25 protein-coding genes are annotated in these 26329 nt (G+C 51.3%); 13 read left to right on the top strand and 12 right to left on the bottom strand.

All coding sequences use genetic code 11. The features are described 5' to 3' along the window. The first annotated feature begins 1 nt into the window (after position 1). Positions 2-598, top strand: a complete 597-nt coding sequence (locus tag C0068_RS02110; RefSeq protein ID WP_103682844.1) for an HAD family hydrolase — start codon at positions 2-4, stop codon at positions 596-598. Here the strand turns inward: C0068_RS02110 and C0068_RS02105 are convergent. After that, the gene (locus C0068_RS02105) at positions 585-1586 is read right to left on the bottom strand and encodes a zinc-dependent alcohol dehydrogenase family protein (protein WP_103682843.1); all 1002 of its coding nucleotides are present in this window, start codon (positions 1584-1586) and stop codon (positions 585-587) included. The genes C0068_RS02110 and C0068_RS02105 overlap by 14 nt on opposite strands. A 168-nt stretch (positions 1587-1754) precedes the next feature. Here C0068_RS02105 and C0068_RS02100 point away from each other — a divergent pair, with 168 nt between their 5' ends. From C0068_RS02100 to C0068_RS02085, 4 genes are all read left to right on the top strand, one after another. Continuing rightward, complete coding sequence (locus C0068_RS02100; RefSeq protein WP_103682842.1) at positions 1755-2645, top strand: acyl-CoA thioesterase; 891 nt, start codon at positions 1755-1757, stop codon at positions 2643-2645. A gap of 100 nt (positions 2646-2745) precedes the next feature. Then, positions 2746-3294: a 1,6-anhydro-N-acetylmuramyl-L-alanine amidase AmpD gene (gene ampD, locus C0068_RS02095; protein WP_103682841.1), complete on the top strand. Its 549-nt coding sequence runs from the start codon at positions 2746-2748 to the stop codon at positions 3292-3294. Between the two features lie 3 nt (positions 3295-3297). Beyond that, positions 3298-4152, top strand: a complete 855-nt coding sequence (ampE, locus tag C0068_RS02090) for a regulatory signaling modulator protein AmpE (protein WP_103682840.1) — start codon at positions 3298-3300, stop codon at positions 4150-4152. Positions 4153-4191: 39 nt separating this feature from the next. Continuing rightward, positions 4192-5070 carry an ROK family protein gene (locus C0068_RS02085; protein ID WP_103682839.1) on the top strand — a complete coding sequence of 293 codons (879 nt, stop codon included), beginning with the start codon at positions 4192-4194 and terminating at the stop codon, positions 5068-5070. Between the two features lie 35 nt (positions 5071-5105). Here C0068_RS02085 and C0068_RS02080 read toward each other — a convergent pair whose 3' ends face one another. After that, positions 5106-5660: a cob(I)yrinic acid a,c-diamide adenosyltransferase gene (locus tag C0068_RS02080; RefSeq protein ID WP_103682838.1), complete on the bottom strand. Its 555-nt coding sequence runs from the start codon at positions 5658-5660 to the stop codon at positions 5106-5108. A 101-nt stretch (positions 5661-5761) separates the two neighbouring features. Between C0068_RS02080 and cobU the strand changes: the two genes are divergently transcribed. Genes cobU through C0068_RS02065 form a run of 3 tightly spaced genes read left to right on the top strand, consistent with a single transcriptional unit; the run spans position 5762 to position 7962 of the window. Continuing rightward, a complete protein-coding gene (gene cobU / locus C0068_RS02075) occupies positions 5762-6283 on the top strand; it encodes a bifunctional adenosylcobinamide kinase/adenosylcobinamide-phosphate guanylyltransferase (RefSeq protein ID WP_103683130.1) in 522 nt (173 codons plus the stop codon). A gap of 4 nt (positions 6284-6287) precedes the next feature. Next, positions 6288-7334 carry a nicotinate-nucleotide--dimethylbenzimidazole phosphoribosyltransferase gene (cobT, locus tag C0068_RS02070; RefSeq protein WP_103682837.1) on the top strand — a complete coding sequence of 349 codons (1047 nt, stop codon included), beginning with the start codon at positions 6288-6290 and terminating at the stop codon, positions 7332-7334. 16 nt (positions 7335-7350) lie between these two features. Next, the gene (locus tag C0068_RS02065; RefSeq protein WP_103682836.1) at positions 7351-7962 is read left to right on the top strand and encodes a histidine phosphatase family protein; all 612 of its coding nucleotides are present in this window, start codon (positions 7351-7353) and stop codon (positions 7960-7962) included. 16 nt (positions 7963-7978) lie between these two features. Here the strand turns inward: C0068_RS02065 and C0068_RS02060 are convergent, their stop codons facing one another. Next, positions 7979-8422: a hypothetical protein gene (locus C0068_RS02060; RefSeq protein ID WP_103682835.1), complete on the bottom strand. Its 444-nt coding sequence runs from the start codon at positions 8420-8422 to the stop codon at positions 7979-7981. A 113-nt stretch (positions 8423-8535) separates the two neighbouring features. Here C0068_RS02060 and C0068_RS02055 point away from each other — a divergent pair, with 113 nt between their 5' ends. Both C0068_RS02055 and C0068_RS02050 read left to right on the top strand, forming a co-directional pair. Next, the gene (locus C0068_RS02055) at positions 8536-10170 is read left to right on the top strand and encodes an alkaline phosphatase D family protein (RefSeq protein WP_233208707.1); all 1635 of its coding nucleotides are present in this window, start codon (positions 8536-8538) and stop codon (positions 10168-10170) included. Between the two features lie 69 nt (positions 10171-10239). Beyond that, positions 10240-12378, top strand: coding sequence for a metallophosphoesterase (locus tag C0068_RS02050; RefSeq protein ID WP_103682833.1), 2139 nt, complete (start codon positions 10240-10242; stop codon positions 12376-12378). Between the two features lie 66 nt (positions 12379-12444). Here C0068_RS02050 and holA read toward each other — a convergent pair whose 3' ends face one another. Genes holA through leuS form a run of 3 tightly spaced genes read right to left on the bottom strand, consistent with a single transcriptional unit; the run spans position 12445 to position 16434 of the window. Then, the gene (gene holA, locus C0068_RS02045) at positions 12445-13467 is read right to left on the bottom strand and encodes a DNA polymerase III subunit delta (RefSeq protein WP_103682832.1); all 1023 of its coding nucleotides are present in this window, start codon (positions 13465-13467) and stop codon (positions 12445-12447) included. Beyond that, positions 13467-13985 carry an LPS-assembly lipoprotein LptE gene (locus C0068_RS02040; RefSeq protein ID WP_158249896.1) on the bottom strand — a complete coding sequence of 173 codons (519 nt, stop codon included), beginning with the start codon at positions 13983-13985 and terminating at the stop codon, positions 13467-13469. Before C0068_RS02040 ends, holA begins: the two co-directional genes overlap by 1 nt. After that, positions 13975-16434: a leucine--tRNA ligase gene (gene leuS, locus C0068_RS02035; RefSeq protein ID WP_103682830.1), complete on the bottom strand. Its 2460-nt coding sequence runs from the start codon at positions 16432-16434 to the stop codon at positions 13975-13977. Before leuS ends, C0068_RS02040 begins: the two co-directional genes overlap by 11 nt. 270 nt (positions 16435-16704) lie before the next feature. Here leuS and C0068_RS02030 point away from each other — a divergent pair, with 270 nt between their 5' ends. Next, the gene (locus C0068_RS02030; protein WP_103682829.1) at positions 16705-17013 is read left to right on the top strand and encodes a hypothetical protein; all 309 of its coding nucleotides are present in this window, start codon (positions 16705-16707) and stop codon (positions 17011-17013) included. Between the two features lie 70 nt (positions 17014-17083). On the opposite strand, the gene lnt is transcribed toward C0068_RS02030, so the two are convergent. The 6 genes from lnt to miaB form a co-directional block, all read right to left on the bottom strand. Beyond that, complete coding sequence (lnt, locus tag C0068_RS02025; RefSeq protein ID WP_103682828.1) at positions 17084-18595, bottom strand: apolipoprotein N-acyltransferase; 1512 nt, start codon at positions 18593-18595, stop codon at positions 17084-17086. 83 nt (positions 18596-18678) lie between these two features. Continuing rightward, on the bottom strand, positions 18679-20295 hold the full coding sequence (locus C0068_RS02020; protein WP_103682827.1) for an FMN-binding glutamate synthase family protein: 1617 nt from the start codon (positions 20293-20295) through the stop codon (positions 18679-18681). A gap of 132 nt (positions 20296-20427) precedes the next feature. Further along, positions 20428-21279: a CorC family transporter gene (locus C0068_RS02015; protein WP_103682826.1), complete on the bottom strand. Its 852-nt coding sequence runs from the start codon at positions 21277-21279 to the stop codon at positions 20428-20430. A gap of 17 nt (positions 21280-21296) precedes the next feature. Beyond that, the gene (gene ybeY, locus C0068_RS02010) at positions 21297-21767 is read right to left on the bottom strand and encodes an rRNA maturation RNase YbeY (RefSeq protein WP_199176092.1); all 471 of its coding nucleotides are present in this window, start codon (positions 21765-21767) and stop codon (positions 21297-21299) included. Then, positions 21764-22750 (bottom strand): PhoH family protein, encoded by a 987-nt coding sequence (locus C0068_RS02005; protein WP_103682825.1) that lies wholly within the window; start codon positions 22748-22750, stop codon positions 21764-21766. Before C0068_RS02005 ends, ybeY begins: the two co-directional genes overlap by 4 nt. Positions 22751-22809: 59 nt before the next feature. Then, complete coding sequence (gene miaB, locus C0068_RS02000; protein ID WP_103682824.1) at positions 22810-24204, bottom strand: tRNA (N6-isopentenyl adenosine(37)-C2)-methylthiotransferase MiaB; 1395 nt, start codon at positions 24202-24204, stop codon at positions 22810-22812. Positions 24205-24378: 174 nt separating this feature from the next. On the opposite strand from miaB, the gene C0068_RS01995 reads away from it, so the two are divergent. Further along, positions 24379-24723 (top strand): DUF1820 family protein, encoded by a 345-nt coding sequence (locus tag C0068_RS01995; RefSeq protein ID WP_199176091.1) that lies wholly within the window; start codon positions 24379-24381, stop codon positions 24721-24723. A 92-nt stretch (positions 24724-24815) separates the two neighbouring features. Next, positions 24816-26159, top strand: a complete 1344-nt coding sequence (locus C0068_RS01990; protein WP_103682823.1) for an IS1182 family transposase — start codon at positions 24816-24818, stop codon at positions 26157-26159. The last annotated feature ends 170 nt before the right edge of the window (positions 26160-26329 follow it).

Here is a 26329-nt window from a genome sequence, read left to right as displayed (position 1 = left end):
CATGCTAAAAAATGTGTCCGCAGTGTTCTTCGATCTAGATGGCACGTTGCTTGATTCTGGTTTGGATTTTCACGCTTTGCGCACAAAATTAGCATGGCCTGATAAGGTAGATTTATTGGCGTATTTGGCAGAGTTACCCTGCCCGAAGGAGCGCGCTAAAGCTGCAGACACGATTCATGAATTTGAAATGGCGGGGGCGGCGAATTCAGAGTGGATGCCGGGGGCGAAGGCCTTGCTTGCGTTTTTGGCCGAACAGGACATTGCTACGGGAATTGTGACCAGAAATACCCGCGCCGCTTTTGATTTGTGTGCAAGTCGCCTAGGAATTCCACCGCTTGCCTTAATCAGCCGTGAAGATGCGCCGGCAAAGCCAGATCCGACGGGCTTGCTAAATTTAGCTGCAAGGTTTTCGGTGGCGCCAGCAAATACTATTTACGTCGGGGATTATGTGTATGACTTACAGGCGGCGGCTGCGGCGGGAATGCGGAGCTGCCTGTATGACCCCAGTGGCAATTCCGAGTATTCAGGTCAGGCGGATATCACTATCCGCCATTTCGATCAGTTAGCCAGTTTGTTGGCGGGGTTTAATACTCGATAACGATTTTGCCAAAGTGCTGGCCGGTTTCTTGGTAGCGGAAGGCGGCGCCGAGTTCTTCTAGGCTAAAGCTGCGATCAATGACTGGGCGAATTCCAGCAATATTTATGGCTCTTACCATCGCATCCTGCATTTCTGCGCTGCCAACTGAGATTCCCGTCATCCGCATTTGCTTACCAAATAATTTTGGCAACATTATCTCTGCAGTGAAGCCACCGAGAATGCCGATGAGTGAGATATGTCCGCCGACGCGCGCTGCGTCGATGGAGTGGCCGAGGGTGGTGTTGCCGCCAACATCCAACACATGGTCGACCCCGCCACCAGAAAGCTTATTAATGGTTGCTCCCCACTTAGGATCGGTTTTGTAGTTGATGACGGTATCCGCTCCTAGTTTTTTGAGTTGATCTATTTTGTCGTCATTTGAGGTAGTGGCGTAAACGTAAGCGCCGGCCGCTTTGGCAAATTGCAGAGCAAATACTGACATGCCGCCGGAGCCTTCCACTAATACGCTATCGCCTGCCTGTAAGCCGCCTTCTACCATCAGTGCTCGCCACGCTGTTAATGCGGCGCAGGGTAAGGTCGCTGCTTCGGCGTAGCTGTAAGCCTCGGGTATGGCGGTTACTGCGTCCTGCGCCACACATGATTTGTCTGCGGCGCAGCCGTCGACGGTATCGCCGCCCAAGCCAATGGTTTTGGCCTTATTGACCCTGCCGTCCACCCATTTAGGAAAGAAGGTAGACATGACTTTATCGCCCACCTTCCACTTTGTGACGCCTTCGCCTAGCGCGATCACATCGCCGGCACCGTCAGAAAGTGGAATACGTCCGTCCACAACGGGAAGGCTGCCATTCGCAACAAGGTAGTCGTGATAATTCAGCGAGCTTGCCCGCCATTGCACAAGTATTTCGCCTTGAGCTGGAGTGGGGTCGGGCAATTCACTTACGGTGAGGGTGTCGAGTGAGGCGGGTTTGGTCACGGTTATAGCGCGCATTGTGGTCTCCAGTTCAGTTTTATAGCTAACATTTTTCGCTTGACGGAGATCATAGCAAATTTACACCAACACTGTGCGTATGCGTATTATTTTTTATTGGCGTGAGATCAATATGTAAAATTCGACGGCCGCTGTTGTATTCTAGCGCCTGCGAATTTCGGGGTATTTATGAGTTTAGTTGAAGAGTTTATCGCGCATCTGAATTTGGAGCGTAGGGCCGAGAATGAGTTTGTCGGTTATAGCCGTTATTCTGCTGCTAAGAATCACGTTTATGGCGGGCAGGTCTTGGGGCAGGCGCTGTCGGCGGCCAATCAATCGGTTGAGGGGCGTTTATGTCATTCCTTAAGCGCCCAGTTCTTGCGCGCGGGCAATCTTGAGGGCCCTATCAGTTTCAAGGTCGCCAATCTTCGCGATGGTCGCAATTTCAGTGTGCGTCGGGTTTCTGCGGTACAAGCGGGGCGGGAGTTATTAACGCTAGATGCCTCCTTTCACAATGAAGCGCAAGGTTTTGATCAGCAGCCACTGATGCCACCGGTTGCGGGGCCGGAGTCTTATCGCGCGATGGAGTCCTACCGTGAAAATTTTAACGCGCTCGGTTTAAGTCGGCTCTATGATTTTTTAGTCACCCAGAGTGTTTTTGATTTTCGCTGTTTAGAGCTGCCTTCTTACTTAGAGGTAGAAAAGCGCCCGCCTATGCAGCGCATGTGGGTGAAGGCAAAGCACGCCATACCTGAGGATCCTGCTTTGCAGCGGGCGATGTTAGCGTTTATTAGTGATCACAATTTTATTCGTACGGCTTCACTGCCTTACCGAGAGCAAATATCTAGCCAGCCCTCACAAATGGCGAGTTTGAATCATTCGATGTGGATTCATCGCCCTGTGAATCTTAATAATTGGCATTTATACGACATCCACAGTGCCAATTGCTTTGGCGATAGGGCTTTGGTGATTGGTCATTTTTTTGCTGAAACTGGCGAGCTGGTCGCGACGATGGTGCAGGAAGGTTTGCTGCGGCTATTGGCGGATGGCGTGGAAGCATCATTTAGTGAGAATGCGTAATAGCGGAGTTTTGCAGAGTGTAGCTGGTCGATGTACTCTCGGCAGAATGCTGTGATTTCTCGCAACTCAAACAAAAGCTAAATAAGCGTGGTGAAGGGATATGTACCTTATAGAGCCCTCGGGCTGGCTGGCTAATGCAAACAAAATTCCCTCGCCGAATTTTAACCAGCGGCCAGATCCCAGCGAAATTAGCTTGTTGGTTATTCATAACATCAGTTTGCCGGCGGGGAATTTTGGTGGGCCGTATGTACAGCAATTGTTTACGAATTGCTTAGATTGCAGCGCTCACCCCAGTTTTGCCGATTTGCAGGGACTGACAGTGTCGGCGCATTTGTTTATTGATCGGCGGGGCGGTATTACTCAATTTGTCTCATTTAACGACCGCGCTTGGCATGCGGGGGTGTCGCAGTTTGATGGGCGCGAAAATTGCAACGATTTTAGTATTGGTATTGAGTTAGAGGGCAGTGATGATTGCGCCTATAGCGAAGCCCAATATCGCGAGCTATTAGCGGTTACAGAAAGCCTGCAAAGCTACTATCCGGCTATTACCACAGCACGTATAGTTGGCCATTGTGATATTGCGCCGGGCCGTAAAACCGACCCTGGCGCAGCCTTTGATTGGACCTATTATAAAAACGCATTGGGATAGATCATGGAATTTTTTGCCATTCTCATCGCTTGGGCAGCGGTGCAATTTTGGGGTAGCGGTGGTGTTATCCAAGAAGATAATTGGTTTATACGTTATCGCGAAATGACCGCAGGCATTGCCAGTAGCACGCTGCGTTTGATGTTGCTGGTGGCAGCCCCTGTGCTAGCGGTGTTTGCGGTGCTGTGGTTGTTGGCGCCACTGCTGTTTGGCTTGCCGGTGTTTCTGCTGAGTGTTGCCCTGCTACTTTATAGCTTGGGGCGTGGTGATTTTCAGATATTACTTAAGCTCTATTTAAATAGCTGGCAGCGCGGAGATTTAGAAGGTGCCTATCAGCATGGTCGCGGCTTTAGTGCTGAGCTTTGCGAGACGGGTGCTGAAAATGCGTTCCAGCTACATACAAGCGTTCGGAAGGCGGTGTTTTACCAAGGCTTTGAACGCTGGTTTGCAGTGATATTTTGGTTTGTGGTGGCGGGCCCAGCGGCGGCGCTAGCCTATAGATTATTGTTTATATTGGCGAATGACGATCAACTTAAACAGGAAGACCGAGATCGCGCTGCGATTACTTTATATTATTTGGAGTGGTTGCCGGCGCGGATGCTGGGTTTTGCCTTTGCGATTATCGGTAATTTCGATAGCTGTATGGCCGCGTGGCGCGAGCATTTTAATAGCGAGCTACCTTCGGCTGAGGTGCTAGATAAAATTGGTATGAAGGCGCTGCCAGCGTATTTGCCCGAGGGGCAGATCGACGGTGAGCAATTTGTAAAATTGGCCAGCGATGAATTATTAGCGGTGCAGCATTTGCTGTCTCGCAGTTTATTGGTTTGGGTGTGTGCTGTAGCGGTGCTGCAGCTGATATAAGCCGGCTGCGGCTTTTTGTGATTGGGTAGGGAGCCTGCTTTGCGGATTGGCGTTGATCTCGGCGGTACAAAAATCGAAGGGGTATTGCTGGCTGATAATGGCGAGCAGCTTGCACGTGAACGTGTTGCTACGCCGGCCCATAGTTACGAAGAGGTGCTTGACGCTATCACGGCCCTTGTCGAGGGATTGCAAATCAAAGCTGGCGGTAGCGCCAGTGTAGGTTTAGGTGGTCCGGGTGCGATATCTGCAGTCACTGGCCTAATAAAAAACAGTAATACCCTCGCTATTAGCGGTCGCGCATTACCTGCTGATTTGGGGGCTCGCCTTGGCTGTGAAGTGCGTTTTGCTAATGATGCCAACTGCTTTGCCCTGTCTGAGGCGGTCGATGGCGCCGGTGCAGATTACCCGACTGTGTTTGGCGTGATTATAGGCACTGGTACTGGCGGCGGTGTCGTTATTGATAAAAAAGTGCTCACCGGTGTAAACAGTATTGGTGGCGAATGGGGCCACAACCCTATGCCAGGTGCTGCGGAGCAGCGGGTTTGCTACTGCGGTCGTTTGAATTGTATTGAAACGTATTTGTGTGGTGGCGGTTTGGCAAACAGTTATATTGTTGCCGGTGGTGAGACGATTAATGCAGTCGACATTGCCAAGCGTGCAGTGGCTGGCGAGGCTTTAGCTAATAACGTTTTAGACAATTATTGCCATCAATTAGCGCGAGCTTTGTCTGGTGTTATTAATTTATTAGATCCCGCTGCAATTGTGTTGGGCGGAGGTGTGTCTAATATCGATATGATTTATGAAAAAGTCCCCCAGTATTGGGGCGACTATGTGTTTAGTGATAGCTGTGTCACAGCCTTAGTGAAAGCTAAATACGGCGATAGCAGTGGTGTTCGCGGTGCGGCGTGGCTGTGGTGAACGGCCCTGTTTAAGCTGCAACAGGGCCACCGGTTTTATCGTTTATCTGCTTGAACCCAGAGTACTTCTTGGCCGCCATTGCGGCGTGCTAGCAATCTTGCCATGACAAACAAAAAGTCAGACAGCCGGTTTAAATATTGGCGCCCCGTTGCATTTACTTCATCGGTTTTATTGAGGGCGACTAGACAGCGTTCAGCGCGGCGGCACACTGACCTTGCCATATGGCAGAGCGCCGCAGGCTTGCTACCACCCGGTAGAATAAAGTTTTTGAGGGGAGGAAGGTCTTCGTTAAGGGTATCTAAGCTCGCTTCTAGCTCGCCGATACGCTCGGCACTAATCATGGTGTAGCCCGGCACGGCGAGTTCGCCACCGAGGTCAAATAAATCATGTTGAATACGAGCTAGCAGCGGCATATAGGCGTCGTCAGAGGGTAGTTCAGCCATTAATAAGCCGATGACCGAGTTGAGTTCGTCAACCGTACCGATACTTTCCATGCGGTGGTGATCTTTATCGATACGCGAGCCATCGCCGAGCCCAGTGGTGCCGTCATCGCCGGTGCGCGTATAAATCTTCGATAATCGATGTCCCATATTTCCCTCAGTTGCAGCCGGTCTAGTAGAATAAGCGGTTTACTATACGTCAGATCACTTCAGGGTGGCAGTATTGACGGCTGTGTATGGGGAGTATAGCGGTGCTGGAACTGTATCTTGGTGGTGCACGATCTGGGAAAAGTCGCCTAGCTGAGCAACGTATTTGCAGCGCTGCAAGCGATGTTCAACGCATATACATAGCAACCGCAAGGGCTGGCGATGAGGAAATGACGTCGCGAATTGCGCATCATCAGCACCAGCGCCGCGATGATGGCTGGCAAACCGTGGAGGCGCCGGAGGAGCTAGCGGCGGCGATTAGTGGCAGTGCGTCTGCGAATACGGCAATTTTGGTGGACTGTCTAACCCTGTGGCTAAGTAATTGGTTGATGAAAGATGATTTAGCCAGCTGGTATGGCGTGCGTGATGAGTTTTATCGGGTGCTGCAGCAGGCAGAAGGTCATATTGTGTTGGTGAGTAATGAGGTGGGGCAGGGAATTGTGCCACTGGGAGCATTAAGTCGGCATTTTGTCGATGAGTCGGGACGCTTGCATCAGGACCTCGCTGCTATGGCAGATCGGGTCGTGCTGGTAACGGCGGGTTTAGAGCAAGTTCTGAAAGGGTAAAGGTATGTCACATTGGTATGAGGAGTCGGCGCCAGAAGCTGACGAAGAGTTTCGCGCGGCCGCGCAAGCACGGCAGGCAAGTTTAACGAAGCCGCTGGGTGCATTGGGCCGTTTAGAGGATGTCGCTATTCAATTGTCTGCGGTTCAGCGCACCTTGGAACCGCATGTTGATAAAGCGCTGATTGCGGTATTTGCCGGCGATCACGGCGTGACGACTGAAGACGTGTCTGCATATCCTCAGTCGGTAACCTCTGAAATGGTGCGCAATTTTGCCAATGGCGGTGCTGCGATTAGTGTTTTGGCTAAGGCGATGGGTGTTGATTTTAAAGTAATCAATGTCGGCACGGTGTACGCCCTTGAAGATTTACCCAATGTCCTCGATATGCGAGTCAGCGCCGGTACTCAAAATATGTGCGTGACCGAAGCGATGACCATGGAGCAGTGCGAAGAAGCGCTGGAGGTTGGGCGAAGCATTATCGATCAAGCCGGCGACATCGACGTATTCGTTGGCGGTGAGATGGGTATTGGCAATAGTACCTCTGCAGCGGCGTTGGCTGTGGCTCACACCCGTTTGTCGGCAACGGCAATGGTGGGGCGGGGTACGGGTATAAATGATCAAATGTTGGCGAAAAAATCCGCGGTTGTCACCCGCGCTATGTCGCGGCATCTGCCCCATATGAAAAATGGCATGGAAGTCATACGCCGCATTGGCGGTTATGAAATTAATGCGCTAGTGGGCGCTTATATTCGCGCGGCGCAGAAGGGTATAGCGGTGATAGTTGACGGCTATATTTGCACGGCTGCCGCGATGTCGGCGGTAAGAATTAACCCGTCAATTCGCCCGTGGCTGTTCTTCTCCCACTGTTCAGCGGAGCCGGGGCATAGCCGCTTACTCAATAAAATGGAGGCGGAGCCATTATTGCAGTTAGATATGCGCTTGGGTGAGGGCAGCGGTGCTGCATTAGCCCTGCCAATTATGCAGGCCGCCTGCAGATTGCAAAAAGAGATGGCGAGCTTTGAGCAAGCGGGTGTTAGTCGCGGTAGCAATTAATATAGGACGTTTGGCTATGGCCAAGGTGATTAGCACTCATATCGACTTGTTGCGTCACGGCGCCTGTGAAGGCGGTGAGATATTTCGTGGCAGTACCGATGTCGCACTCAGTGAACTTGGCTGGCAGCAAATGCGCGATAAAGTGCTAAGTATGGGCGAGGTGTATTGGGACAATATTGTTAGCTCGCCGCTGCAGCGTTGCCAACGCTTTGCCGAAACGCTGTCGGCGGAGCGCGGTACCCCGTTGGCGATTCGCGATAATCTGCGCGAAATGCACTTTGGCGATTGGGAAGGTTTAGCCCACGATATAGCCCGGCAGCGCTTTCCCCAAGAGTGGTCGGATTTTTGGGAATCACCGGCTGAGGCAAGTCCACCAAACGGTGAAGCTATGCCGGACTTCTGCCAGAGGGTTACCATGGAGTTAGATGCCATTGCCGCGCAGCACCAAGGACAATCAGTATTGCTGGTGGTGCACGGCGCGGTGATTCGCGTGATGATCTGTCATTGGCTGGGAATGCCAATGGGAGCGATGACCCGTTTAAGCGTGCCCTATGCAGGGCTCACGCGTTTTACGGTATATCACCAAGACGGCAAGGCGCCCTGGGTGCAATTAGGCAGTCATTATTGATTAATAGCGCGCGAAATTATTCTTGTGTCGTTTGGCTGCCGGCGGCGGGGAAAATTTCCGGCGCTGAAATGGCGCGGCTACCCACAATAAACCATTTACCGTCGCGGCGTTCGAATTGATATTCCGCGTGGTGTACTTGGCTTTCCCCCGCTGAGAATTTCCCAAAGCTACTCTTGTATTGCAGGTAGGCGATGTTAAATGGTTCCAGCCTGCGTAGACTTACCACCGTATCGAAATCTTCAGGAAAGCGCAGCCTGACATCGGCGGTTGCCATGCCAGTAGTTTCGCCACTCTCTATGGTTCTGACGGTAATATCTTCTACCTTAAAAATTGGCGGTGAGGCCAAGGCTTCGAGGTTATCGCGCAGTAAGTTTTTGACTAGGTAGTCGGTGAAGGGAATTGGCTTGCTGCTGCAGGATATGAGCAAAGCGCAGACTGTCAAAATAACTAACTTTTTCATTTGGCGAAGGTATCTCCGTGACGCTTCAGTGACAAACAAGCACTGAAATCTATTTGTAACACCGTGAAGTTATCATTCTGTTACTTTTTGATGACAGCACGAGTGAGTTTTCCGTGAAACGACGACATTTTCTCCGCGCAATGACCACGGCGTCTATTGCGGTGCCAATATTGACAGCCTGTGGCGGTAACAGCAATTCCGGTTCGAGACCGTCTTCGTCGAACCCACCGGTTTCCGATGTGAAGGTTTCTTTTCTTCATGGCGTTGCCAGTGGTGACCCGCTGGATGATCGGGTTATTTTGTGGACGCGGCTGACACCAGAGCAAGAGTCGGCCGGCGCAATTCATGTTCTGTGCGAAGTGGCTGAAGATCCTGAGTTTAATAGTATTGTTTTAGCGGAGGTCTTCACCACCAGCGGCGAGCGGGATTACACAGTTAAATTCGATGCGGCGGGCTTGTTGTCGGAACAGTACTACTGGTATCGCTTCTCGGTGGGGGAGCAGTACTCGCCGGTGGGTCGTGCGCAGACTTTACCCACACCGGGGCAGTATGCTGAACGTCTGCGCTATGCGGTGTGTTCTTGTAGCAGTTATCCCCACGGTTATTTTTCTGTCTATCGAATGATCGCCAACCGCAGTGATTTGGATTTTGTACTGCATTTAGGCGACTACATCTACGAGTATGGTGATAGCCAATACGGCGACAACGCCCAGCGCTTGCTCGATCCGCCTCACGAAATTTTAGTATTAGATGATTATCGACGCCGTTACGCTCATTATCGAAAAGACCCCGACCTGCAGGCGGTGCATCAAATTCATCCTTTTATTACGGTTTGGGATGATCATGAATCCGCAAATGATTCCTATAAAGATGGCGCGGAGAATCATAATGACGGTGAGGGGGAGTGGGAGGCGCGTAAAGCGCAGGCCATACAAGCCTACTTTGAATGGATGCCGATTCGTCCGCCGACCGAGAGTGAAGACAGTATTTACCGCGCCTTTCGCTACGGCGATTTAGCTGATTTTATGATGCTGGATACGCGCTTAGAGGGTCGGGCTAAACAATTGGAAAATCCGGTAGATCCCGCCCGTGGCGATGCCCGCGACTTGCTCGGCCAAACTCAAAAGGAGTGGTTTAAAAACAAGCTGGCAACGGCCCAAGGTCAGTGGAAGTTTGTTGGTCAGCAGGTCATGTTTGCCCAGTTGCAGCTACTGGAAATTCAGCGTTTGTTGCCAGGTGTTCCGACCGATGAGTTTAGCCCGCTAGTGGCGATTAATATGGACCAGTGGGATGGCTATCCAGTTGAGCGTGAAGAAATACTCGATTTTGTCGACGAAAACAGCATTAAAAATATGGTTGTTCTAACGGGTGATATTCACACTAGTTGGGCCAGTGAATTGTATAAAAGCAGCGCGGTACTCACCGGTGGCGTGTTCGAAGAGCCGCTGGGTGTTGAATTTGTTGCTCCCAGTGTGACGTCGCCGGGCTTTCCAGATGGTGCGGCGGAGTTAGTGTCTGCGGTATTGCCGGTGGTGAATCCGCATATGAAGTACACAGATTTAAAAAATCACGGGTTTATACTTATAGATGTCAATCATCAACGCGTCCAAGCTGAATTTTACTACGCCGCGAGTATTGATTCGGCAGAGCAGTCGGGGGTGGAATCTACCAAGGTAAAAACACTGGCTGTAAATAGCGGAAGTAGCAGGATTATTGAAGATACTCCTGTGTCTTACCCTAAAGTGTGACCGCTTCTGTAGATTTTAGAGTCATTCTAACGGTATTTTCGTGTTGCGAAAGAATGTGAGAGAAATGTGATGAAATATATTAATAGCTCAATTCTCCTTGTTGTCATGATGAGCTTGGCGGCCTGCGGTGGTTCGTCTTCTAAAGGCTCTTCTTCAAATAATGCTGGGCCAGTGGGTGGCGATATTGTTGATGAAACGCCCTCAGGTGAGACGCCTACCGATGAAACTCCAGACGGTGAAACTCCCACGGGCGAAACGCCTGACGGCGAAACTCCAGTTGGGGAAACCCCAGGCGGTGAGACTCCAGGCGAAGTCACTGAGCCAATCGCCGTAAGAATGATTTTGATCGGCGACGGCGGCAGCGGCAGCGCTGGTGCCTATGCCGTGGGTGAGGCCGTTGCTAAGGTCTGCGCTGTAAAAGGCTGTGATCTAGTCTTGGGGCTCGGCGACAATATTTATGAGTCTGGCGTTAGCTCTGAACTTGATCCGCAATTCGAAGAAAAATTTGAATTACCATTTGCGCCAATCGACCTGCCTTTCTATATGGTTTTAGGTAACCACGACAATAGTGGTTTCTTTGGCGGTGACGGTGCAAACAACTCGAATGGCGACTATCAGGTTGACTACCATTACCGCGATGCGCTGCACCCAGATCAACCTCGCCAAACCCAGCGCTGGAATATGCCAGCCCGTTATTATCGCGTAGCCAAGGGTGGTGACGCGGCCGCGCCTTTACTTGAATTATTTGCGGTGGATTCCAATCAGGTTGCTGGCGGTTTTCCCGATAGTGACGAAAACTTTTCATATAACAGCTATGGCTTAGCCCAAGCGCAGTGGTTGAAAGACGCGATGGCGAATAGCAAGGCAAAATGGAAAATCGCCTTCGCCCACCATCCTTACATTTCTAATGGCTCCCACGGTAATGCCGGCAATTACGACGGCGTGCCGGGCTTTGTGGCGCCGGTATTGGCGGGCAGTCGTTACAAGGCATTTTTGGAAGAAACGATTTGCGACAAAGCGGATTTCTTTTTCGCGGGCCATGACCACGATTTGCAATGGCTAATGCCGGTAGCGTCATGTGGTAAAACTGGCTTTGTGGTTTCTGGCGCGGCGAGTAAAACCCGCAGTTTGGAAAATCGTGATGACAATGCGGTGTACTACGAAAAAGGCGACAGCTACGGCTTTGTTTGGGTAGAGATCAAGGGCGACAAAATGCTTGGCGAAGTCTACCAAGTTGACCCAGATGATGCTGCGCTAGGCCTGGGTTCATTTAGTGCGCCACAACCGGCATTTCGCCGCGAACAAACGCAGATGGCCGCTGTTGGTTTACCCGAGTCAGATGGCTTCACAAACCCTTTAGAGGGAGAGTCAGATTTTGACGTGAACGATCAAGAGGGTAATCTCGATCCAGTGCAAGCCCAATTTGCCGCGGGTTTTGCAGGCTTGGCGGCTGCCATTCCCGAAGAGAATATGGCGGGTGTCGTGGCTGCGGTTGGCCAGTCTGGCAATGCCTTATTGGAAGTGGTGGATTCCTTGATCAGCGGTTTGCAGGGCGCAGCCACTGAACAAAACCCCGAGTTGGTATTGGCCGGTGGTGAGCGCGCGAGTCAGGCCCTGTTATACGCCCTGCAAAATTTGCAGAGCGCAATACCTGCGCCAAGTGCCGGAGGTCTTCCCGCGCCCTTCGACCAGCTTGCGGCGGCATTGGAGCAGTTTAGCGGTGAGGCCGGTAGCGAAGATGATGTGACGAGTGCGGATCTTCGTAGCCTTACCGACCCGCTCAATAATCTAGCTGCCAATATTCAGGGTATCGTCGACAGTATTGAGGAAGAAGGTGGCAGCGTGCCGGTGGCTGGCGGTGCTCTGAGTTTACTGTCTGAACTGCTGTTTGATGTGACCCGAGTTATCGACGCGGTGGGTAATGTTAGTAGCAGCGAATTAGGGCAGGTGCTGGTATCGACGACCGATGATTTGCTTTCTAATTTATTGTTGAAAGTTGTGCCTATAGAAGAGTTCGCACCCGCAGAAGTCAGCAATGCGATCGGGCTTGGTCCAGACTTTATAAGCAGCGGCCTGCTTCTTGTGGTGCGTGAAGTGACTTACACCCTTGATACCACCGTGCTGCAATCGTTGCTGCAGGGCTTGGGCGGACTGCCACTTCCCGGTTTAGGTGGGCTGTTAGATGGTTTGTCTGGCCTTGGTGGCTAAGACCTACTAGCTTGCCGAAGTCTTGCTTGCAGGACTTCGGTGACGGGAGGGGGAATGTTGTTGTGTTTAGACTACTTCACTTAATTTTTGACCGGCGAGCAGCGAGACTAAATTAGCAAACAATACGGTGCTGTTTTCTTTGCTCTGACCTTTTTGGGCTGCATCAACGCGGCTTGCTAGTAATAAAAGTTTACCGAGCTGCACACTTTTTAATCGACGCAATGTGCTTTTATAAAGCGCTTTGCGTTTATCCCACACGCGGGCGTTATCTAAGACACGATCTATTCCGCCACCTTGTTCTAGCTGTTGTGCGCATTGGTAAAGACTGCGTATTTCGCGGGTAACTGCGCCAAGCATGGCGATATCTTCGCCACCCTCTGCCAATAGGCTGTTAAGCATTTGTAGGGCGTTGCCGGCATTGCCAGCTAACGCGGTGTCAATCAGTTTAAATACATCGTAGCGGGCGCTGCTGGCAACGGCATTGGCGACTACGTCGGCGGTAATGGCTTGATCCCCCGCCAGTATTTTGAGTTTAGATATTTCTTGGTCGGCGGCGAGAAGATTGCCCTCAACGCGGTCGGCGAGTAGCTGTACGGCATCGCCGTCGGCGCTTAGGCCGATTTTGCGCATGCGCTGCATAATCCAGTTATTGAGGTGTTGGCGGTCGACTGGCCACACTTGAATAACCGCGCCAGCATTGTCTAGGGCTTTTACCCATTTGCTATTCATGCTGCGGCTGTCGAGCTTGCCGCAGCTTACTAAGAGAATATTGCTGCCGTCGGCGTGCTGTAGATATTCTTGCAGGATTGCGGAGCTTTTTTGATCCATCTTGCTGTCGCCCAGTCGCAACTCAATGAGTTTACGCTCGCCGAATAAAGACATTGACTGACCGGCGTCGAGCAATTGTCCCCAGTCGAAGCTGCGGTCAACATTGAACACTTCGCGCTCGCTAATTCCCTGCGCTCGGCAATTCTGGCGAATATCGTCGCAGCATTCTTGAGTGATAAGCAGCTCTTCGCCACAGACCAAATACACCGGTAATAATTGCTTGCTTAAATGACCGGCGAGTTGCTCTGAGCGTACTCGCATTAGTGTGCTTCTTGAATTTGGTGTGACCAGAACTCGACTTGGCGGGCGAGGCGAATACTTAATTGCTCGCGCATTTCAGCGCGCACGATGGTGGATTCGGTTTCTTCGCCAACCGGGTTGTCGGGGTCGTTTACGATCAGGCGGCGTTGCTGCAGGGTGTGCGGGCCGCGCAGATTTTTGCCGTCTGGGCTTTGCAGCTCGATACTGGCGGATTCAAAAAGCGCGTATTCGGCGTCGCGGGCTTCGCGGTCTAGGGCAACACTGCGCTTGTCTTCATCCAATAATTTTATGATCACAATGAGCTTGGCGTTTTTGCGACTTTTGCTAATGCTTACATCATTTATCGCAAATTGGCGTTTTAAGGAGAGACTGAGCTCTTGGCTGGCGCGGTCGCTAAGGATATAAATTGGCTGTAAGGACGCGTCAATGCTGGTGTCGCCGCGCAGGGCGAAACCGCAGCCTGCGAGGATTAGGCAGGCTGCTGCAATGAACGTCTTAGTGGCCAGTTTAGTTAGCAACGATATTCACCAGTTTTTTAGGGACTAAAATTTCTTTGCGGATCGTTAAGTCGGCAAGGAAGCGCTGAACGTTTTCCTGCTCCCGCGCCATTTGCTTAATACTTTCCGCATCGGCGTCGGCGGCGACCTCAATGGTAGCCCGCAGTTTACCATTGACCTGTACCGCCATTTCAATGGTGTTGCGAACAAGGGCCGACTCGTCTACCTGAGGCCAGGGCGCATCAATAACCGCATCGCTGTGACCCAAGTTTAGCCAAAGTTGGTGACTAATATGCGGCACGATAGGTGCCAGCAAACGTACTGTCGCCTCAATGGCTTCCCGCTCAACGGCAAGGCACTGGTCGCTTTGGCGTTGGAAGCGGCTTATTTCATTTACTAACTCCATCACCGCTGCAATGGCGGTGTTGAAGGTCAGGCGACGGCCGTAATCATCGCTGACTTTGGCAATGGTTTCGTGGGTTTTACGGCGTAAATCCTGCTGCGGGCCGCTTAAACTTTCTGGGCTTAATGCCGGTGCTGGGCCAGCTTCAAGATGCGTTGCCGCTAACTTCCACAACCGCTTTAAGAAACGGTGCGAGCCTTCTACCGCGCTGTCGGACCACTCCAAACTCTGTTCTGGCGGCGCAGCAAACATAATGAATAGGCGCACGGTGTCTGCGCCGTACTGCTCAATAAGGGCCTGTGGGTCGACGGTATTGCCCTTGGACTTGGACATCTTGCTGCCGTCTTTTAATACCATGCCTTGGCAGAGTAATTGTTTAAACGGCTCGTCTGAATCCAGCAGGCCTTCGTCACGCATGAGCTTGTGGAAGAAGCGCGCGTACAATAGGTGGAGAATCGCGTGTTCGATGCCGCCCACGTATTGGTCTACCGGCAGCCAGTAATTGGCGCGGTCGGGGTCGAGCATGCCGTCTTCAAAGTCTGGGCAGGTAAAGCGCGCGTAGTACCAGCTCGACTCCATAAAGGTGTCGAAGGTGTCGGTTTCGCGCTCGACAGCTACACCGTCTAATTCGTCTTTGCGCCACTCTGGGTCTGCCTTGATGGGCGATTGCACGCCATCCATCTCCACATCTTCTGGCAGTAGAATCGGCAGCTTGTGGGCGGGAACAGCAATCTCACCGCCATCAGGCAGGTTGAAAATCGGAATTGGCGCGCCCCAATAGCGTTGACGAGACACACCCCAATCACGAAGACGATAATTGGTCGTGACTTGGCCTTTGCCTTTAGCGACTAGCTCGTCGGAAATAGCTGTAAATGCAGCGTCAAAATTTAGGCCGTCGAAGGCTGCGGAATTTACCAATACGCCTTTCTCAGTGAAGGCGCCGTCATCTAAATTAATGGTGTCGCCGTTTTCAGGGGCGATAACCTGATTGATGGCGAGGTCGTATTTCTTGGCAAATTCGTAGTCGCGTTGATCGTGCGCGGGTACAGCCATTACCGCACCGGTGCCGTAATCCATTAATACATAGTTGGCGACCCAAACCTGCACTGCTTCGCCGGTGATTGGGTGGCGGGCATTAATGCCGGTGGCCATGCCTTTCTTTTCCATGGTTGCCATATCGGCTTCGGCCACGGAGCTGTTGCGGCATTCGTCGATGAACGCAGCGAGTGCAGCATTGGTTTTTGCCAACTCTAAGCTGATGGGGTGTTCCGCCGCCAAGCTGACATAGGTCACGCCCATGAGTGTGTCTGGACGGGTGGTATAAACCTCGAAATTGTCCGTGCCTGCAATGGGGGCATCTAAATCAAAGCGCATCTGCACGCCCTGCGAGCGACCAATCCAGTTGCGCTGCATGGTTTTAACTTGCTCAGGCCAGCCGTCTAACTGGTCTAAATCATTGAGCAGTTGATCGGCATAGCTGGTGATTTTAATAAACCACTGGGGGATTTCCTTGCGCTGAACTTGGGTGTCACAGCGCCAGCAGCAACCGTCGATAACTTGTTCATTCGCGAGCACGGTTTCGTCAACGGGGCACCAGTTCACCGCCGAGGTTTTTTTGTAGACCATGCCCTTTTCATAAAGGCGGGTGAAGAACCACTGTTCCCAGCGGTAATAGTCTGATTTGCACGTGGCGAATTCGCGTTTCCAGTCGTAAGCAAAGCCCAATTGCTTAAGTTGATTGCGCATATAGGCGATGTTTTCAACCGTCCACTTTGCTGGTGCTGTTTTGTTTTTAACCGCCGCGTTTTCTGCGGGTAAACCAAAGGCATCCCACCCCATGGGCTGTAAGACATTTTTGCCCAACATGCGCTGGTAGCGCGAGATCACATCGGCAATGCTGTAATTGCGAACATGCCCCATGTGTAATTTACCGCTGGGGTAGGGAAACATGGCGAGGCAGTAGTATTTTTCGCGGCTGGCGTCTTCGACGGCGGCAAAACTGTTTTGATCCTGCCAAAATTGTTGGGCGCAGGTTTCGATGTCGCGGGGGGCGTAATGTTGGTCCATTGGCGGTGTCAGGTCTCTGTACAGCGGCGAATAATTTAAGGGCGCCTATTCTAGCAGCTAAGCGGGCTATGAATAAGTGCCTATTTTCGCGCGTCCAGCGCCGAAATATTTTGGGTCAGTGTAAAAACTTTCTTTTCGACCTATAGGCAGCAGCAGGGGATATTTAGTTTGAAATCGTAAATACTCGGTGGCCAGAGTTTTTACACTGACCCCAAATATTATTGGTTTCGCTATGTTCGGCTGGATTGGGTATCCGTGTGGGTGCTGTCAATGTCTTTGTTCATCGGTTTGCTGCAAGTCTTGATTTCGCCCTCGCTGGGCGACTCACTTTCTTTTTGCATGCCCAAAAAGAAAGTAAGCAAAGAAAAAAGGCACCCTGCAGCAGCGTCGATGACAAAAAATGCCATCGATACCTTCCGCGCTTCGCAAGTAACGGCGCGGGAAAAACTCGCCTTCGGCTCAAACAGTTTCCCGCTTAACCCGTTACTTGCTCCAGTGCTCAGCGCTGCTGAAGGGATTGGTGGCCGCAGAGAGTATTTTGGTAAAAACTGTCGCAACCGTAAGATGAAAATTCTTTAGTAACTCGTCGTGCCCGACCTCGACCGAGTATCTAGGTGAGCGGCTAGAGAATGCTTTAAAGTATCTGCGGTCAGACGCCCGTCATGGTATTTGATCTTGCCTGATCCGGCCGGCGCCTAAATCCCGCGTAGATTACCAGTCCAAAGCATAAAACAATAATCGGCGTAGACCCATAACGCGTGAACGGCGTGGTGCCACTGCGTGCGTGAACAATACCCTTTAAATTGCCAGCTTCGAATGAGGGGATGCGGGTGCGGATATTGCCGCGGTGGTCAACAATGGCGGTAATGCCGGTACTGGTGACGCGGATTAGTTCGCGGCCATTCTCTAATGCGCGCATTTGCGCCATTTGCATGTGTTGGTCTGGGCCGATGGAGTGGCCAAACCAGGCGTCGTTGCTGATGGTAAATAGTAGGTCGCTATTGCGGGCGCTGTCGGCAATGAGGTCGGGGTAGGCGATTTCGTAGCAGATGGAGGCGGCGAGTTGCCAACCCTTTACAGTGAGGTGGCCTTGATCAGAGCCGCCTCGGGTAAAGCTGGACATGGGCAGGTCAAAGAATTTAATCAGGCCGCGTATGTAGTGAGACAATGGCACGTATTCGCCAAAAGGCACTAAGCGTTGTTTGTGATAGATGCCTTCGCCGCCGCTGATGACCATGACGGAGTTGTACATGTCTTCTTTAAAGCGGGTGGGCACGCCGGTAATAAGTGCGCTGTTGTTGGCTTGGGCGCGCTCGGCAATGTAATCAAAATACGACAAGGCGTTGTGATATAGGGCGGGGATGGCGGCTTCTGGCCAAATGACTAGGTCGGAGTCTGGCCACAGCTCTTCTGAGGCGAGGTCGTACTGTTCTAGGGTCGCCCAATATTGGGTGTAGGCCCACTTTTTTTCTTGGGAGATATTGGATTGCACCGCGCCAATGCGCAGTGGCGGTGTGTCTACGGCAAGTGTCCATTCATGCTTTTGCAGCGAAAAACCGAGCCCGAAAAGGGCTAGGCAGGCGGCTAAAGTGCTATAGCCGTAGGGCTTCAATGCAGCCGGCGCAGTGAGGCAAAGGGCGAGGGCAGCGCCACTTAAGGCGACCCAAAAACTGAGCCCGTAAACGCCGATAACCGGAGACCAGCCCGCCATGGGGGTGTGCAGATGCCCGTAGCCCAAGTAAAGCCAGGGGAAGCCGGTAAATATCCAGCCGCGCAGCCATTCAAATATGACCCATAACGCAGCAAAACCGAGGGTTTTGCCGGCGATGCCGTCGCGAATCCAGCGGCTGTAGCAGTAGCCAAATAGTGCAGGGATGAGGCCTAGGCCGATACAAAAAATCGCGGTCATCGGGACGGCAAGCATGGCGGGGGTTTCGCCGAAATCGTGCATGGCGATATAAACCCACGACACGCCGGTGGCAAAGCTGGCACTGCCAAAACACCAAGCTCGCATAAAACCTTGCTTAGCTGTTGTGGTGTTCAGGCAGGCGGCAAGGGCAGCCATGGCGATGATGGCGATCCACCACCAATCAAAAGGGGCAAGAGAAAGAGTAAGGCTGGCGCCGGCAGCTGCAGCAAAGACGTAGTGACTGATTTTCACAGGGCGTTGGTCCGGCCTTCATCAATAAATTGGAGGCTTAGTGTAGCGACGGCCTCTCTTGGGTGCTAGCGCAAATATATGAATTAGCGCGGGCGGCTATCTTTGCCTGTGGTGATGGGAATAGCTGCGTGTACGCCCGTCTCTGAATCTTCCATATTGTCTGCGGTGCTAGCAATAAGGTATTCGGGTTTGGGCGTTTTTTCTGGGTAACGGTGTGTTAGCGGTTCGGGGCTGCCATTATTATCGATGAGATACACATGCTCGCGGGTGAGGGCGCGTGCTTCTTTTACACCGCAGGAGTGGGCGATAACACCGACTTCGTGCATAAGGTTTAGGGCGTAATTTTTTACCCGAGTTGCTTTGTTCTCCGGCACTAAACCGCGCTGTAATTCAGGGTCGTGGGTGGTGATGCCGGTGGGGCAGGTATTTTTATTACACTGCAGCGCTTGAATACAGCCAAGTGCAAACATAAAGCCGCGGGCGCTAACGATAAAGTCGGCACCTACACATAGGGCCCAGGCTGCTTCCGCAGGGTTGATCATTTTGCCAGAGGCAATCACTTTAATCCGCTTGCGCAAATTGTATTCATTTAATTTATCTACTACCAAGGGCAGGCTGCGGCGGATGGGTAGGCCAACATAGTCCATTAAACTTTGCGGCGCGGCGCCGGTGCCGCCGTCGGCGCTGTCGATGGTGATAAAGTCGGGTGCGTATTTAAGGCCGCGCTTGTGGACGGTTTCTCCCAGCTCGTCTAACCACTCAGAAAAACCGATGACGGCTTTAAAGCCCACGGGTTTACCGGTGAGATCGCGAATTTTTACGATCATATCTAGCAGTTGATCGATATTGTGGATGTCGGTGTGACCGTTGGGGCTAATGGAGTCTTTGCCGATCTCTATGCCGCGAATTTTGGCGACTTCTTCGGTGACTTTGCCGCCGGGTAGAATGCCGCCCTTGCCGGGCTTGGCACCTTGGCTGAGTTTGATTTCTATCATCCGCACTTCGGGATGGGCGGCGATGGCCTTGAGCTTTTCGTCGCTGAGGTGGCCTTCCGCATCCCGCACGCCATATTTGGCCGTGCCAATTTGAAAGACAATGTCGCAGCCAGATTCTAAGTGGTAGGGCGATAAACCGCCTTCACCGGTATTGAGCCAAATGCCGGCTTCTTTGGCGCCGGCGCTGAGGGCGCGGATGGCGGGTTTGGATATGGCACCAAAGCTCATGCCAGAAATATTAAAAATCGCAGAGCTGGTATAGGGGTGTTTTGCAAAACCCTCGCCGATGGTGACCGCGTGGGTGGGGGCGGCATCTTGGCTTAGTGTGGGGAATAGGCAGTTCATGAATAGCACTTCATTGCTCTGGTTTAGGGGCCGAGTTGAGCCGAAGGCAATGGTGGTGTCGATATTTTTCGCAGCGCGGTATACCCAAGAGCGCTGAGAGCGGTTAAAGGGCAACTCTTCGCGGTCCATGGCAAAAAAGTACTGGCGAAAGAATTCGCCGAGGTGTTCAAAAATATAGCGGAATCGCCCAATAACGGGGTAGTTGCGGCGTATGGCATGCTGGGTTTGCGTGATGTCACTGATGTAAATGTACACCAAGTAAATCGCCCCTAGGCCTAGCGCAAGCAAGAATAACAGGGCGCTGTACTCTATAAAGGTGCTGGCGATTTTATTGAGTGTGTCTAGGGTTTGATCGGACATACGGGCCTCTACGCTGGTAAAGATGAGCGATATCTAGGGCCTATTGGCCCTAGGCTCATTGTAGACCCTAATTGAGACAGAAGTTCGAGGGGTAGGTATTTTCCACCCCTCGATATTGTGATTTACCGCACTTTAGCTTTCTTCAAGTTTACGCATTCTCAGTAGATGAATTTGCCGGCTGTCGGCATTCACTACTTTGAATTCGTAATCTTCGAGCCGCGTTATCTCATTGCGACTGGGCAGGTGGCCGAAGGCTTTGAGTAACAGACCGCCGATGGTGTCGAATTCTTCGTCACTAAAGCGTGCGCTAAAGTAGTCGTTGAAGTCTTCAATGGGGGTGAGGGCCTGCACCACAAAGTCGTTGTCGGCGATCTTGCGAATGGGCAGATCGTCGTCCTCGTCGTACTCGTCTTCGATTTCGCCGACGATTTGCTCGAGTATGTCTTCAATGGTGATAAGGCCAGCCGCGCCGCCGTATTCATCGATAACCACCGCCATGTGATGGCGTTTTTCACGAAAATCCCGCAGTAATACGTTTAAGCGTTTGCTCTCTGGCACCAGTGTTGCGGGCCGTAAGATGTCGCGGATGTCGATGTCGGCGCTGTTCTCAAATTTCCACAGCAGCGGCAGTAAATCCTTGGATAGCAAAATGCCTAAGACATTGTCGAGGGTATCGCCAATGACGGGATAGCGAGAATGGCCAGTATCGATAATGATAGGAAGTAATTCGCTGAGGGGCTGGTCGGCCTTTAGTACCACCATCTGAGGGCGTGGAACCATGATTTCTCTGGCTTGCATATCACTGATATGCATAGCACCTTCAACAATACTGATTGCATCGTCATCTATGACTTCGTTCTGTTTGGCGACAGCAAGTAATTCAAACAGATCTTCCCGTGTTTTGGGTTCAGATGAAAAAGCATGGGCAATTTTCTCGATCCAAGATTTATCACTTGGATCGTTGCTAGATCGATCTTCGCTCATGGTTTTGGGTGCTGTCCTCACAAAATAGGGGTATAGGGGTTACTGATATTAAGTGTTTTTAAAAGCGCAATTTCAAGCGCCTCCATTTCCTCGGCTTCGTCGTCCGCAATGTGGTCGTAGCCGAGCAGATGGAGTGTACCGTGAATTACCATATGCGCCCAGTGGTCTAGGCAGGCTTTGTGTTGCTCTTTGGCCTCACGCTCCACGACTTGTTTGCAAATAGCGAGGTCGCCAAGCAGGGGGAGTTCGAGCTCTGGGGGCAGATCAGCCGGAAATGACAAGACATTGGTAGGGCCAGACTTTTGCCGGTATTGTATATTTAACTCGGCGCTTTCGTCTTCATCGACAAGGCGAATACTCAGCTCAGCCTCACTGCGATGCCCTTGCAGTGCGGTTTTGGACCAAAGGATAAATTGCGCTTCGCTTGGCAGGTTTGCGGCTTCGCAGGCTATCTGGAGATCTAGCTCCAGCTCGATTGTGTCGTTCATCGCGGGGTTTCGTTACTCGCATCAAATGCGGCATATGCTTCAACGATACGTTGCACTAGCGGGTGGCGAATGACGTCTTTAGCGGCAAAGTGGGTCATGCTGATGCCGTCGATATCACCCAATACCTTCATGACGTGTATAAGGCCTGAAGGTGTGCCACGGGGTAAATCGATTTGGGTGGCGTCGCCGGTAATGACCGCTGTTGAGCCAAAGCCGATGCGGGTCAGAAACATTTTCATTTGTTCGCGGGTCGTGTTTTGCGCTTCGTCCAAAATGATATAAGAATCGCTCAGGGTGCGGCCGCGCATATAGGCCAGTGGCGCAATTTCAATAATATTGCGTTCAATCAATTTGGTGACGGTTTCGACGCCAAGCATTTCGTATAACGCGTCGTAAAGCGGGCGCAAATAAGGATCTATTTTTTGCGCGAGATCACCGGGCAAAAAACCTAATTTTTCGCCGGCTTCGACGGCAGGTCTAACGAGCAAAATGCGCTGCACTTCATTCGAAATTAACGCTTCTACCGCGCAGGCAACGGCAAGATAGGTTTTGCCGGTTCCCGCAGGGCCGATACCAAAATTAATATCGCAGCTTTGAATGGCTTTTACGTAGAGTTGCTGATTTTTGCCGCGGGGCTTGATGCTGGCCTTTTTGGTTTGAATGACTACCGGTATGTCGTCGCTGCTGGCGGGCTCACTGAGTTGTTCTATGCCCGCTTCCTGGAGGTGCAGGTGTACGGTGTCGGTATTAAGGCTGCTGCCGCTTTGACTCTCGTTATAAAGCTGTTTGATCAGTTGCACCGCGTCGTCAACGGCATTGGCTTGGCCGTTGATTTGAAACGTATTGGCCCGCGCGGCAATGCGAACGTGAAGGCGTTGTTCGATTAATTTTAGGTTGGCGTCGAAGTGACCGCACAGTTCGGCCAGCAGCCGGCTGTCGTTGGGTTCGAGGGTGAGTACGCGCTGAGTGTCTGTCGCTGTCAATGGGTCACCGAGTGCCGAGGGGCAGGTTTGAAAGTATAAAAAGCATCAGTTGCATCGTTTTAGCACAGTTCGCCGCGCAGTGAGTTGGAATAGGCTTGCAGAATATTCACGTCAACGAATTGGCCAATAACGGCTTGGTCGGCGCAGGGGAAGTTAACGACACGGTTGTTTTCAGTACGGCCCTGCAGCTCGCCTGGATCTTTGCGAGAGACGCCGGTCACTAAAATACGTTGCTGGGTTCCAACCATTTGACGACTGATTTGAGCGGCGTTTTGCAATATATGGTGTTGCAGCGTTGCCAGTCGTTCTTTTTTAACTTCTTCTGGGGTGTCGTCGGGCAATTGCGCCGCTGGTGTGCCGGGGCGGGCACTGTAAATAAAGCTAAATGAATGATCAAAACCGATGTCTTTAATCAGTTGCATGGTGTTATTAAAGTCTTCTTCGGTTTCTCCTGGGAAGCCAATAATAAAATCCGATGACAAGCTGATGTTGGGGCGAATGGCTTTTAGTTTGGCAATTTTGGCGCGGTATTCGTCGGCGGTATGGCCGCGTTTCATCGCCGCTAAAATGCGGTCGCTGCCGTGCTGAACGGGTAGATGTAAGTGATCGACTAGCTCAGGTACGGTGGCGTAGGCTTGAATGAGTGCCTCGCTGAACTCAACGGGGTGCGAGGTGGTGTAGCGAATGCGATCAATACCGTCGATTTGAGCAACAAAGTGAATAAGCTCGGCAAAGTCGATGATGTCGCCTTCGTGGTTTTCACCGCGATAGGCGTTGACGTTTTGCCCTAGTAAATTTACTTCGCGCACGCCTTTGGCCGCGAGTTGAGACACTTCTACGATCACGTCTTCAAAGGGGCGGCTGACTTCTTCACCACGGGTATAGGGCACCACGCAGAAGGTGCAGTATTTAGAGCAGCCTTCCATAATTGACACAAAGGCGCTTGGGCCATCGACGCTGGGTTCTGGTAGAGAGTCGAATTTCTCTATTTCTGGGAAGGTGACGTCGACCACAATTGGGCCGTCGACTTTTTTGGCGTCGAGCATGTCTGGCACGCGGTGTAAGGTTTGCGGCCCAAAAATGAGATCGACATAGGGTGCGCGTTTGCCAATGTCGCTACCTTCTTGGCTTGCCACACAGCCGCCGACACCAATTTTAAGATTGGGGTTTTTGTCTTTGAGTTTCTTCCAGCGGCCTAGCTGGTGGAAGACTTTTTCCTGCGCTTTTTCGCGAATTGAGCAGGTATTTAGCAGCAGCACGTCGGCCTCTTTCGGGTCGTCGGTAATCTCTAGGCCGTGGCTGACGCCCAATAAATCCTGTATGCGCGAAGAATCATACTCATTCATCTGGCAACCGTGGGTCTTGATGAATAGCTTTTTAGGCTTGTCAGCGACACTTGGCGGTAGCGATACCGAGTTTGGATTGGCGTTATTTGACGTGAGTTCTTCTGGCATAAGTTGCAAACAGGCTGCTAATAAAATTGGGCTGGCATTATAGCGAAAATACCGTCTAAAACCCAGAAGTGCAGAGGATTTGGCAAATTTATGCTATCATCCGCGGCCCGGTTTTCCGGTGTATTACAACTTAGTAAAGTGCCCTGAAGCAGTACCAGAGACAATGGAAAGACTATGGCCCAAGCCCCTATTTATAAAGTCATTTTTCACAATAACAGCAAGGTTTATGAGCTTTACGCACGCGCAATTTACCAAAGCGATATGTATGGATTTATAGAAATTGAAGAGTTTGTGTTTGGCGAACAAAGTCAGATTGTGGTGAATCCGGGCGAAGAAAAGCTGAAAAATGAATTTAGCGGCGTAACGCGCAGCTATATTCCGATGCACGCCATTGTGCGGATTGATGAGGTTGAAAAAGAGGGAACGGGTAAAATCGTCGATTCTGATGGCGCTAGCAATGTGCGTCATTTTCCCAGCGTGCCGGGGCGGCCTATTACGCGTACGCCTGATAGCGAATGATTGAGAGCAACAGACGTAAAAAGGGTGCCAATTGGCACCCCAGACTGCTGACAAAGTCCTCGCCAAAGCGCGAGGATTTTTTATAATGGGGCATGCTAAATACTCGACCGCAAACCCAATCCTCGATGGAGTTCGTCTGTATTGACGAGCTAGTCCCCTCAGACCACCTGCTGCGCAAAGTCGATAAACATATCGATTTCAGCTTTATTCATGATCTCGTCAAAGATCTCTACTGTGCTGATAACGGGCGACCAGCTTTAGATCCAACACTACTCTTTAAGATGTTGTTAGTTGGCTACTTATTCGGTGTTCGCAGTGAGCGCCAGCTGGTTCGCGAAGTGCAAGTGAACGTCGCTTATCGTTGGTTTTTAGGTTTAAACTTAACGGACAAAATCCCAGATGCCTCTACATTTAGTCAAAATCGTCGCAGGCGGTTTAATGAGTCAGGTGTATACCAACAAATCTTTGATGAAATCGTTTTGCAGGCAATATCAAAACGACTGGTATCAGGAAAGCACCTCTTCACCGACTCGACCCACCTAAAAGCCAACGCCAATAAACACAAGAAAACCAAAGTTCAGGTCGCCGCCTCTCGTCAAGATTACATGGATGCGCTTGATAGCGCTGTAGAGGAGGACAGATTACGCCACGGAAAAAAGCCGTTAGCGCCGACAACGAAAGCGCCAGTCACCAGAGAAATAAATAAAAGCACTACCGACCCCGACAGTGGCTACATGGTACGAGATGAAAAGCCTAAAGGGTTCTTTTACTTAGATCATCGAACAGTCGATGGTAAATGCAACATCGTTACCGATGTTCACGTTACGCCGGGGAATATCCATGACAGTGTGCCTTACCTGAAGCGGCTAGACCGGCAAATTAAGCGCTTTGACCTACCAGTAGAAGCAGTAGGACTAGATGCGGGATACTTCACCTCAGCCGTTTGTAAAGGCATTGAAGATCGAGGACTGTACGGTGTAATGGGCTATCGCCGCCCCACGCATAAGAAAGGTTATTTCTACAAACGTGAATATCAATACGATGCCGATAGCGATACCTACAAGTGCCCAGCGGGTCAACAGCTCATCTATAAAACCACTAATCGGGAAGGTTACCGCCACTACCAGTCAGATCCACGTATTTGCCAACACTGTGAGCATCTATCACGCTGTACCAGGAACGCAAAGCAGGTAAAAACGGTTACCCGCCATGTTTGGGAAGCGAGCAAGGAGCGGATTAATCAGCACAGGCTAACATCAGAAGGGAAAGTTATTTATAAGAGGCGAAAAGAAACCGTTGAGCGAAGTTTTGCAGATGCAAAACAGCTTCATGGTTACCGCTATGCACGTTATAAAGGATTAAACCGTGTTCAAGGCCAATGTTTATTGGTAGCTGCCGCCCAAAACATTAAAAAGATAGCACTGATGGCAGCGTAGGCCATTTTGTCGTTTAAAACCTCTGAATTAGCACCCTAAAAGCCGACTAGAAGGCGATTTAAGCACCTTGGTGATTAATTTGGGGAATCGCCTAAATTCTATGCCTGTGTGAGAACGAGCCGTAGAAACGACAAACCCCAGTAAAAATACGGGGGTTTGTCAGGGATCTG

It is taken from the genome of Zhongshania marina (assembly GCF_002915595.1).
Lineage (GTDB): Bacteria > Pseudomonadota > Gammaproteobacteria > Pseudomonadales > Spongiibacteraceae > Spongiibacter > Spongiibacter marinus_B.
The sequence above is the reverse complement of the archived record's forward strand: the minus strand, read 5'-3'. Positions and strand labels throughout refer to the sequence as shown.

What these genes read in the sequence shown, in the direction of transcription:
- C0068_RS02050 (WP_103682833.1), top strand. Translation starts at nt 10,240, where the DNA reads ATGAAATATATTAATAGCTCAATTCTCCTTGTTGTCATGATGAGCTTG.
- miaB (WP_103682824.1), bottom strand. Translation starts at nt 24,204, where the DNA reads ATGCCAGAAGAACTCACGTCAAATAACGCCAATCCAAACTCGGTATCG.
- C0068_RS02065 (WP_103682836.1), top strand. Translation starts at nt 7,351, where the DNA reads ATGGCCAAGGTGATTAGCACTCATATCGACTTGTTGCGTCACGGCGCC.
- C0068_RS02080 (WP_103682838.1), bottom strand. Translation starts at nt 5,660, where the DNA reads ATGGGACATCGATTATCGAAGATTTATACGCGCACCGGCGATGACGGC.
- ampE (WP_103682840.1), top strand. Translation starts at nt 3,298, where the DNA reads ATGGAATTTTTTGCCATTCTCATCGCTTGGGCAGCGGTGCAATTTTGG.
- C0068_RS02110 (WP_103682844.1), top strand. Translation starts at nt 2, where the DNA reads ATGCTAAAAAATGTGTCCGCAGTGTTCTTCGATCTAGATGGCACGTTG.
- holA (WP_103682832.1), bottom strand. Translation starts at nt 13,467, where the DNA reads ATGCGAGTACGCTCAGAGCAACTCGCCGGTCATTTAAGCAAGCAATTA.
- C0068_RS02015 (WP_103682826.1), bottom strand. Translation starts at nt 21,279, where the DNA reads ATGAGCGAAGATCGATCTAGCAACGATCCAAGTGATAAATCTTGGATC.
- C0068_RS02030 (WP_103682829.1), top strand. Translation starts at nt 16,705, where the DNA reads ATGTCTTTGTTCATCGGTTTGCTGCAAGTCTTGATTTCGCCCTCGCTG.
- C0068_RS02100 (WP_103682842.1), top strand. Translation starts at nt 1,755, where the DNA reads ATGAGTTTAGTTGAAGAGTTTATCGCGCATCTGAATTTGGAGCGTAGG.
- C0068_RS02105 (WP_103682843.1), bottom strand. Translation starts at nt 1,586, where the DNA reads ATGCGCGCTATAACCGTGACCAAACCCGCCTCACTCGACACCCTCACC.
- ampD (WP_103682841.1), top strand. Translation starts at nt 2,746, where the DNA reads ATGTACCTTATAGAGCCCTCGGGCTGGCTGGCTAATGCAAACAAAATT.
- C0068_RS02020 (WP_103682827.1), bottom strand. Translation starts at nt 20,295, where the DNA reads ATGTCCGATCAAACCCTAGACACACTCAATAAAATCGCCAGCACCTTT.
- C0068_RS02060 (WP_103682835.1), bottom strand. Translation starts at nt 8,422, where the DNA reads ATGAAAAAGTTAGTTATTTTGACAGTCTGCGCTTTGCTCATATCCTGC.
- C0068_RS01990 (WP_103682823.1), top strand. Translation starts at nt 24,816, where the DNA reads ATGCTAAATACTCGACCGCAAACCCAATCCTCGATGGAGTTCGTCTGT.
- ybeY (WP_199176092.1), bottom strand. Translation starts at nt 21,767, where the DNA reads ATGAACGACACAATCGAGCTGGAGCTAGATCTCCAGATAGCCTGCGAA.
- leuS (WP_103682830.1), bottom strand. Translation starts at nt 16,434, where the DNA reads ATGGACCAACATTACGCCCCCCGCGACATCGAAACCTGCGCCCAACAA.
- cobT (WP_103682837.1), top strand. Translation starts at nt 6,288, where the DNA reads ATGTCACATTGGTATGAGGAGTCGGCGCCAGAAGCTGACGAAGAGTTT.
- C0068_RS01995 (WP_199176091.1), top strand. Translation starts at nt 24,379, where the DNA reads ATGGCCCAAGCCCCTATTTATAAAGTCATTTTTCACAATAACAGCAAG.